This is a genomic window from Haloferax sp. ATB1, assembly GCF_000730175.1.
This window is the reverse complement of sequence record NZ_JPES01000069.1, coordinates 54004-63175: the sequence shown is the minus strand read 5'-3', so window position 1 is coordinate 63175 and position 9172 is coordinate 54004. Positions and strand designations below refer to the sequence as shown.

8 protein-coding genes are annotated in these 9172 nt (G+C 54.0%); 1 reads left to right on the top strand and 7 read right to left on the bottom strand.

The window, feature by feature from the left end; genetic code table 11:
* The 5 genes from ATB1_RS11150 to ATB1_RS11130 all read right to left on the bottom strand — a co-directional run.
* Nucleotides 1-1108 (bottom strand): tyrosine-type recombinase/integrase (locus ATB1_RS11150; RefSeq protein ID WP_042663764.1); only part of this gene is annotated, 1108 nt, incomplete at its 3' end.
* Between the two features lie 634 nt (nucleotides 1109-1742).
* Nucleotides 1743-2957, bottom strand: coding sequence for a nitrate/nitrite transporter (locus ATB1_RS11145; protein ID WP_042663763.1), 1215 nt, complete (start codon nucleotides 2955-2957; stop codon nucleotides 1743-1745).
* Nucleotides 2958-3100: 143 nt separating this feature from the next.
* Nucleotides 3101-3868 carry an IclR family transcriptional regulator gene (locus ATB1_RS11140; RefSeq protein ID WP_042663762.1) on the bottom strand — a complete coding sequence of 256 codons (768 nt, stop codon included), beginning with the start codon at nucleotides 3866-3868 and terminating at the stop codon, nucleotides 3101-3103.
* Between the two features lie 357 nt (nucleotides 3869-4225).
* Nucleotides 4226-4603 carry a Rieske 2Fe-2S domain-containing protein gene (locus tag ATB1_RS11135; RefSeq protein ID WP_042663761.1) on the bottom strand — a complete coding sequence of 126 codons (378 nt, stop codon included), beginning with the start codon at nucleotides 4601-4603 and terminating at the stop codon, nucleotides 4226-4228.
* 6 nt (nucleotides 4604-4609) lie between these two features.
* Complete coding sequence (locus tag ATB1_RS11130) at nucleotides 4610-5743, bottom strand: amidohydrolase family protein (RefSeq protein ID WP_042663760.1); 1134 nt, start codon at nucleotides 5741-5743, stop codon at nucleotides 4610-4612.
* A 290-nt stretch (nucleotides 5744-6033) separates the two neighbouring features.
* Between ATB1_RS11130 and ATB1_RS11125 the strand changes: the two genes are divergently transcribed.
* Entirely contained in the window at nucleotides 6034-7494 is a 1461-nt protein-coding gene (locus ATB1_RS11125) for a YjiH family protein (RefSeq protein WP_042663759.1), read from the top strand.
* Between the two features lie 69 nt (nucleotides 7495-7563).
* On the opposite strand, the gene ATB1_RS11120 is transcribed toward ATB1_RS11125, so the two are convergent.
* Complete coding sequence (locus ATB1_RS11120) at nucleotides 7564-8088, bottom strand: universal stress protein (RefSeq protein WP_241768191.1); 525 nt, start codon at nucleotides 8086-8088, stop codon at nucleotides 7564-7566.
* A 127-nt stretch (nucleotides 8089-8215) separates the two neighbouring features.
* Complete coding sequence (locus tag ATB1_RS11115; protein WP_042663757.1) at nucleotides 8216-9085, bottom strand: fumarylacetoacetate hydrolase family protein; 870 nt, start codon at nucleotides 9083-9085, stop codon at nucleotides 8216-8218.
* Nucleotides 9086-9172: the final 87 nt, after the last annotated feature.

The window sequence follows — 9172 nt, the reverse complement described above, 5'->3', positions numbered from 1 at the left end:
CTCCGTCGACGAACTCGCCCTGGTCTTCAGCAACCCCCTCCAATCCCTCAAGAACCTCACCTACTGCTTCCTGATACGCCGAGTACCAGAATCGCCGTCCCATCTTGGGCGTGGGCGTATCCCCATCAACAACCACACCAGCACGATCAGCAAGCTGCTTGAATCGACGACGAACCGTACTCACCGACACATGTCCCGTTGATGACGACCGAGAGGGGAACAGATACCCGTTCCACGTCTCACGGTCAGAAAGCACATCGATCCGATCAGCGACGACGTCCACGCCATACAGTAACGTCACTTCCCCAGGGCCGTTCTTCCGCTCACCATCACCGAACGACAGATGCGGGTCTTCAGCATCCAAGACCACCTGATCGACGTGCAACGCGGCGACCTCTGAAGGTCGTAACCCCCACCCAGCAAGCGCAACGACAAGCAACTCCGCTTCGGGTGAATCAACCTCACTGTAGATTCGACGGACTTGCGACGCCGACAACGCCTGTGGGTCCGGTTCGCTAGCTTCCCAGCCGAACTCTTCGCCGGCCTCTGAAAGCGGATTGTACTTCGCGTACTTCCGGCGCTTTACGAAGGCGTACCACGCCCTCGCGACGTGGAGATACTCGAGCTTCGACCGGTCAGTCGATAGCTCCTCGTCGAACACGTCGAGGACGGCGAGACAGCGTTCTATCTCCCGTGGTTGTTGGTCGAGTTCAGAGAGTGGTTCGAGCAAGGCAGCACTCCCGTGCAGTTCTCGATAGGTCCGAACCCACTTCGCCAACCTCGTCCGGTGGGTCTCGACGGTACTCTTTGCTCGCCCACCACGAGTCTCTATCGACGTGAGGTACGCTTCGAGTGCGTTCACGGTAGCGTCGTGGTCGACGTTCCAATCCCACTCTTCAGACTCTGTGTCTTCGAGACCGACGACGTCGACGAAGAACTGCTTCGGTGTGAGGTCGTGGTGTTCGCGTAGCGCGTATGCGATACCACTGTACCCGTGTTCGGTGAGCCACTCGTAGGTTGGAACGTCTCGGTCCTCGTCGAACCCGCCGCGATATCGCTTCGGTGCGATGTCTTGCCAGTAGACGTCGATGAGCTCGTCGAGGTCCATACGCGACCAGTTGTAGCGCTTCTCTCTCGGTTCGTGATCTGAAGCCGTGTCTTCGGCCTCCAAACCCTGGGAGTCAGACTGCTGATTCACGCCTGCTCACCGGGGAGAAACCCTCTCGCTCTGTGTTGGGGTAGTTTTGAATCAGTGATTTTCATTACTCTCTGACTTTCTCACAGTAAGTTAATACTTCGGCTTATGCGGGAGTGGCAGATACACAGCGCCAATTAGTAAGTTAGCAGCCTGAGCGTGTAAATCAGTAATAAATCGTATACCGCTATATTGATTTTGTCGGAGGTGGTAGCGGATGGTTGACGTTTGGATGTGGGAGCAAGGAGTGTAACTCAGCAGTGCTGGAGGGTGTCTAAGCTGATTGAAACTTGGCTGGGAGTTGATACGCTCTCTATTCAGAAGACCTACAGGGCCCCAGTCGCTGTCAGAAGGCGGCTATTGAAAAGTGTGAGTAACACAAATTAACTAAGCAGACCATCACTCACCCTTTGTATCTAGTATCTGTCGCAGCTAATTTAGCGCTACAAGGAAAGTACGCATCAAAATAATCCTTCAAACTATGTTCTGTGTATGTATAAATGCGCTGCAGATACGATGAAGAATTAATAGCGGTAGGCGTAGGTGTTTAAACCAAGTCTACGCTTGTTGGGCTCGTCCCCCAGTAGAAGAGGATTGCCCCAAGAATGACGATGGCACTTAGCGTCATGAATGGAAGTGTCCTTCCGCCGGCCACGTGATGGAGTTCGTTTATAGCGAGTGGTGCAAGGAACGCAGAGCCAGCTAATGCAATATTGATCAGGCCAACTGTCGCAACTGCATTCTCAGAGCCAAAGCAAGTGAGGATAATCGGCGACCAAAGAGAAGCAAGAGGCCCAAGGGCGACTCCAAACCCAAAGAGAACGATGTAGATGTGGTAATTTGAGTGAACAAATGGAAACACGAACGCACAGAGACTGGCGAGGAAGACACTTACGCTAAAGGTTTCACGCTGACCCACCCGATCTCCGATAAGTCCACCACTAATCCGAGTGACGATGCTGACACCACCGATGATACTGAACCCAGCAGCGGCAGTCTTAGTATTTATACCGCTCGCTGTGAGAATCCTAACGAGATGGGCAGAGAGGACGTAATACCAGCTAAAAGTAAGTGCAAAACCGATCGCTGTACTGAGAAATCGTATGTTCTTGACTCTTTTACCAAGCCATGTGATATCAACTGCGGTTGGGTTCTGCAAGTTCTTCGGTGGCCGACGGTAGAGGTGACTCGATACGAATACAAGAATAGTGGTCGCACCGATAACAACCGCAAAGGAAAGTCGGAGACCAACCTGATTGAATAACCAGATCCACACAAACGGCAGCACTAATGGGCCAAGACCGATCCCCGTCATTGTGAGACTCGTTGCAAGTCCTTGATGAGAATTAAACCATTGAGGCGTGAGTGAAACTGTAATAGTAAACGCGGTCCCCCCTGTGATGCCAAGAAGTGAAAATACTACAACAACACCAGGGTATGAGTTGACAATTTGAAGCAGTACGATAGCAGCTATGAGGCCGACACCAACTATCACGAGGACCGGTCGAAGAGAGAACCTGGCGGCGAACACGCCAAATAGCCCACCAACCATGAGAAAGACTGCAGTTGTGATCGAAAAAATCGATGACACTTGTAACTGAGTAAGGTCGAAGATTGTTGCAAGGCGATCTGCATAGACGGTGAAGGTAAATATAGTCCCCCAGATCATCGTGAGGACGCAGATACCAAGTCCGACAATTAGCCACCCTTGCGTGGAATCAAGTGCTTCTTGGTGAGCTGTTGGTTCTTTGGTTCCTGTCATAATCTATCTCTCCCACCGTCGTATTGAGTAGTTAGTCTACAGGATATAGTCATCCTTTGAAGTAGCTGTACACTCGCGAGGCTTTAATAAGCAAGGTTGTACTGTTCGGTTCTCATATGGTGTTGCAAACGGTCTCGAATAGCCTACTCGTACGCTAATCGGAGTTCGATTTCATTTGACCCTGCTGTGACAAGTTCAACGAGCTGCTGACGGTATTCATCGTTTTCGATGCGTGCATGGGGCGCTGCAATGGCGATTGCGCCTCGAATATCGTCCTCGACCACGATAGGTGCAGCGACTGCTGAAACTCCCTGTGCGGTCTCATTGTGGTTGACGGCGTACCCTTGCTCACGGATCTCGGCAAGTTCTTTCTGTAGTTCATCTCTCGATGTGATTGACTCTGGAGTCTGCTGTGGGAGACCGTGGGTCTCAACGACATTCGAAATGTGTTCGTCCGAGGAGAACGCAAGCATCACCTTTCCGGACGCTAAACAATTCATGAACTCGTGTTTACCCAATCTTTCGTGGGTCTCAATCGAATTTTCTCCTAACTCCTGTGCTAAGTAGACTACTTTTCCACCCTGTTCAACTGTCAACCAAACTGCAGCACCACTTTCTTCGGCCAATTGCTTGAGAGTATCCCTCGACTTCGAGCATATCGAAAATGTATCACGTGCGGCAATACCGTGATCCAGAAATCGGAGTGAGAGACTGTACTGCCGTCCTTCGTTCACAAAGTAGCCGAGGTGGGTGAGCGTCGTCAGGTAGTCGTGCAGCGTACTTTCAGCCATGTCGACATGTTCGGAGATTTCGGTAAACGTCGCAGATTCTAGGTCTTGGACGATCTGGACTAACTCAAACACTCGAACTGCTGTTTTGATAGGCCGCTTCGGTGAGTCAGTGTTTGTCATAGTATACCTAATGATGATTTCACGTATAAGGCTTGTTCAACCGTCTGGCGTCTGACGCAGAGTACGGCGTACCTTATCTGAAATAGTTCGTAGTTCAATCCATAGAATCACGACACTATGTCTGTAATAGAGTACCATCCGAAGGCGTGCAATTTCGAATATACCGAAATGTGGAATCAACATACTGTAGGGGATTCTAGCGACTCAGCGATTACTTTGCGTTAACTCTCGTCGTTGGGTATCAGGACCGGCTCGGATATTTCAAATTCAGCTAAGACAGTTCTACCTAACTCAAACTCTACAACCAATAGGGCCACAAAATGAGGTGACCTCGGGTGGATAACCGGTCTTCTCGAGTCAGATTCGGACGTAAACGTCGCCGTCGACGGCCTCGGCGTCAAACGTGCCGATACACTTCCCTGACACCTCATGCTCACCGGACTCGATATCCAGTTCCCAGAGATGCCACGGACAACTCACGCTGAGCTCCTCTTCGTTGACCCCGCCGCGGGACTTCGTCCACGTGTGCTCCGCGTTAATCTTCTCCTCACCCGCCTTGTACAGCGGTGCGTTTTGGTGTGGACAGCGGTTCGACAGGGCGTGAAATTCGCCCTTGACGTTGAAGATCGCGATTTCGATTCCGTTAGCGTTCACCGCAATCCCTCGGCCACGGGGGATGTCTTCGACCGATGCGACCTTGGTGTAGTCGTCTTTGATCTGTGAATCTGCGCTCATAGCTGGTTAGATACCGAGTATATCTTCGGCGTTCTTGTGTAAGACCGCGTCGCGAAGGTCCTCGTCGAATGCGCGGGACGTGTAGAACCACGTCGGCGGGTCGAGCGTCTGGTGCGGCCAGTCGCTCGAGTAGATGAACGTGTCCTCCGCCATACTCAGCTCGAGTAGATTCCTCGCTTGTCCGGACCCTCGCGGAAGTGCGAGCGGTTGGGTCGTCACGTAGATGTTGTCGCGGAGGTATTCGCTCGGACGTCGGTCAAGGTACTCCTCGCCATCTTCGTGCTTCCGGGGGGTGATTCTGATGTCGTCGGGGTGCATTTCGTAGAATTCGTCCATTCGGTAGCGCAGGAACGGGAGCCACCAGTGGCCGCCCTCCTGAAAGACGACGTTGAGATCGGGATACCGGTCGAACACACCTCGCATAATCATATTCACGATGTTTACCATCGTGTGGACGGGCCAATCGAACCCGAGTACCTCGGTCCACGTCAGCATCTCGTCACCGACGTAGGAGTGCTGTGGCCAGTACGCGAGCGACCCGTGCAGGAGGAGTGGAAGGTCGTGTTCGACGAGTGCTTCGAACACCGGCTCGAACTGTTCGCTTCCCCACGGCGTCTTGGGGTCGAACCACGAGTACGCGGCAACGATATTGTCTTCCGATGCGACGCGCTCGATTTCTTCAACCGCGTATTCGGTGTCCCACTTCGGGACGAGCATCGAGGTGTAGACACCCTCGTCCGCGAAGTTGTCGAGCATGTAATCGTTGCCCGCCTGCACGATTCCGTTCTTCAGGATGGGATGGTGCTGAAGCGGGAGATTGTTGATCCCGGCGTTGACGATGGGATCATCGATGGCGAATTTCTCGCAGGCCTCGTGGACGTCTTCGGCATACTCCGCACGTCCCTGCGTGAACAGTCCCTCATTGCCCTCTTTGATACCGTAGGCGGCGTCCCACTTGCCCATAATCGGTGTCGGACCGAACTCAGTCGTCAGCTTGTCCCTGACGACGTCGTCTTCCACGTACGACAACAACTCGTCCTCCAGTGGATTGACATGGAAGTCGAGATCGATGACTCGATCGTCGAACGCTTGATCGGGTACCTCTGCTTGAGCATCTATTCGGCTAATTGGCGAGCCCATGATAAACAACTGTGATACTACCGCATAAATAAGTTATGTATATTAACCAATATTTTCAGTCACAAGTCGGGCAGTTCGGGTGAGTCGCTCCCTGCGACGGGGGGTCGGTGAGAGAGAAAGGCTGTGGCTGGAGGACGGCTAGTGAGGCGAATCAATGACTGGGAACACGATACCGTCGGAGAGTCGCGAACCTACGGAGCCGATTCGTCGCTGGAACAAGACTGCTATTGAAATAGGTTATAATTATTTTCTCAGGTAGTTTTATACCTGATGATGAACTCTGACGAGTTATGCTCGGTAGCCAAGCATGGGAGAGCGAAGACCACGTATCCGACGCATCGGTGAGAGCCGAGGAAAAGTCGATTTCCGATGTAGACTTCGGTCGAAATGGATGGAGACCGATAGTTCGGTTCATCGTCGCGTTTCTGACTGGGGGATTCGTCTTCCTGTTTCCCATACAGTGGAACGGTCAGACGACGATTCCACTCGACGTCATCTTGACGCTCATCCAGAACGCATCGATAGCCGCCGTCGAACTGTTCGCACTCGGCATCATCATCGTGGGGGGTGTGTTGACGACTGTCGCCAACGTTCACTATCGTGGCACGCCGACATTTAGCCAACAAACGGTCGATCGACTCGAGTTGGAGTACTGGCGTACAGCGTCGGTGTTCGTACTGTTCAGACTCGCGGCGGTCTTCTTCGCGTTCGCGATTCTGTTCGACATCGGGCCGGCGTGGATGCTTGCGGACCCCATTGTCAACATCGCCTGGGGCGCACTCGTCATCACGGTCGCGCTCGTAATACCGATCGGCGCCGTCTTCGTCAATCTACTCGCGGAACTCGGAGGACTCCAGTTCATTGGTACGCTGGCACAACCGGTCATGCGGCCGGCATTCAAACTCCCAGGGCAGTCAGCACTCGATAGCGCAGCATCGTGGCTCGGATCGTTCAGTATTGGCTACTACCTCACTCGGAACGTCTTCGACCGGGGCGGATACAACAAGCGTGAGGTGTTCGTCATCTGTACCTGCTTTGCAACGGCGAACTTAGGGACCGTCGGTGCGGTTGCGGCCATTCTCGGCCTGCTTCACATTTTCCCGGTCATCGTGCTTCTCTACACCATCGCGACCCTCGCCGTCGCGGCCATCCTCGTCCGGATTCCACCTCTCTCGATGGTGCCGAATGAGTACATTGCAGAGCCCGACCCTGAGCCTCGGTTTACTGGAACTGTTGGTGAGTATCTACGGTTCGCGTTCAACGAGGGCGTCTCGACGGCGGCGAACGGTGACTCGATACCCCGCGCGTCGTTTACTGGCTTCATCGATGGTCTGAAGCTTGCCGGTACGGTCGTCGGTTCCGTGTTGACGATGTCGATGATTGTTCTCCTGCTTGAGGCGTACACGCCGGCGTTCGAATACATTGCCGAACCGTTTGTTCCGCTGCTGTCTCTGTTTGGGATTCCGGATCCGAAACTGGCCACTATCGGTATCATCCTGGGCGGAGCGGAGTTCTTCATCGGCAGCACGTTCGTCGTCCAAGCGGACTTAGTCACGCAGGTGTTCGTCTTGATCGTCACGAGTGCGCAGGCCATCTTCTTTTCTGCACCGGCACCGATGATGGTCGATATGTTCGACGACGTGCCGATGCGGTTCCGCGACCTCTTTCTCCTCTTGGTCATGCGTACCGCGCTCCTCATTCCGATTGCCGCGGCGCTGACGCATGCGGCGGACACGCTTGGCCTGATATAGCCCCGGCCGGCGCTTGATAGTTGGCGCGTTCGAATCGCGGTGAAAAATCGTACTGAGGTTTTTCCCGTTTCAATCGGTCGTTTCGATTAGGACCGGTCGCTCCGACTTCAGGAGAACCTCCTGAGACACGCTCCCGAAGAGTGCTTTCCCCGCGGGTGATCGCTTCCGACCGGCGAGACTGATGATGTCGGCGTCGATACGCTCTGACATCTCGAGGATGCTTTGAACCGCATCCCCGCTCAACTGTTCGACTTCGACCGCAAACCCTGCCGCTTCGAGGTCATCGAGTGCCGCCTTGACCGACTTAAGATTCTTCGCGTCGGCTCTGTCGTCGTCCGTACGGAAGACATGCAACACGGAGATGTGAGTGTCTTCGTTCTGTAGCGGGAGACTGGTTATGGTTTTGGCTTGTTTTTTGGCTCGTTCAACATCCGTATCGACTGCAAGTAGAATCGTTGTCATGGTTTCGCTGTCGGGTAGCTCAAGCAATTGGCTCGCGATCGCCTTACGCCACTCGCACGACCGTACGAATGGCAGCTTGTAACATAGTTCTTTGTACCGGCTCTCGAAACCCGAGAACGTCTTGAGGCTCACATCACCCCTAAAGGCGGTGAGTACGCGTATCGGTATTGGCCCGGATTCGTGCTTTCGGATACGCTTCGCTATGTCTCACGACGCTGCGTCTGACGCAAAAAGGAAAGTGGCGCTACGTACTGCGACGTTACTGGCCGCCTTTCTGGACGTTCACGTCGGCGAAAGATAGGTCCCGTTGCGTGACGTCGACGGTCATCGATCCGACGCTCTCGATTTCGGCCTCGACGGTATCGCCGTCGTTGAGTTCGCTCACGCCTTCTGGCGTTCCCGTCGTGACGATGTCGCCGGCTTCGAGCGTCGCGCCGATACTCGCGTACTGGACGATGTCCGCACAGGTGTAGACCATATCGCTGGTATTCGCGTCTTGACGTGTCTCCCCGTTGAGGTCGAGCTGCATATCCAGATTCTGCGGGTCGTCGATTTCGTCCGGGGTGACGACGCTCGGGCCGACGACGGTGAACGTGTCGTAGGACTTCCGGTTCGACCGGTCCTGATCGCCGCGGACCGAGATGTCGAGTAGGATGGTGTACCCGAAGATATTGTTCCAGGCCTCGTCGGAATCGACGTCCTTGGTGTCTTCGCCCATCACGAACGCGAGTTCGATTTCGTGGTCGACTCGACGGTCGTCGAACGGCAGTTCGATGCCGTGGTCCGGCCCGACGACGCTCGACGGCGCTTTTAGGAAGTACCCCTTGTCCTCGATCGAGAACCACTCGTCTGTGGTGATGTCCTTATCCGCGATGGCTTCCTCGATGTGGTTCTCGTAGTTCAGGGGTGCCGCGATAACCTTACCGGGGCGCTTTACTGGCGACTTGATCTCGACTTCGCTTCTATCGTAGTCCGGTTCAGCATCGACGTATTCGCTGGTATCGTAGTCACCATTGATGTACTCGACGAGTGGGTCAGTGGTACCGAGTCCGAGGCGGTCGGTAAGGTCGACGATGCCGTCGTTAGTCAACAGTCCCAGGTGTCCCTGGTCGAATCTGACGAATCGCATAGTATCCTATTCACTCAGGATGGTTATAAAACATGCTGTTGGAGAAAATCTGCGAAGAGCAGATCTCGACGAGTCAACGTCGAGTAG

Excerpts from the sequence above, each read along its gene's own strand:
- ATB1_RS11130 (WP_042663760.1), bottom strand. The coding sequence starts at position 5,743 with ATGGGCTCGCCAATTAGCCGAATAGATGCTCAAGCAGAGGTACCCGAT.
- ATB1_RS11135 (WP_042663761.1), bottom strand. The coding sequence starts at position 4,603 with ATGAGCGCAGATTCACAGATCAAAGACGACTACACCAAGGTCGCATCG.
- ATB1_RS11145 (WP_042663763.1), bottom strand. The coding sequence starts at position 2,957 with ATGACAGGAACCAAAGAACCAACAGCTCACCAAGAAGCACTTGATTCC.
- ATB1_RS11125 (WP_042663759.1), top strand. The coding sequence starts at position 6,034 with ATGCTCGGTAGCCAAGCATGGGAGAGCGAAGACCACGTATCCGACGCA.
- ATB1_RS11140 (WP_042663762.1), bottom strand. The coding sequence starts at position 3,868 with ATGACAAACACTGACTCACCGAAGCGGCCTATCAAAACAGCAGTTCGA.
- ATB1_RS11115 (WP_042663757.1), bottom strand. The coding sequence starts at position 9,085 with ATGCGATTCGTCAGATTCGACCAGGGACACCTGGGACTGTTGACTAAC.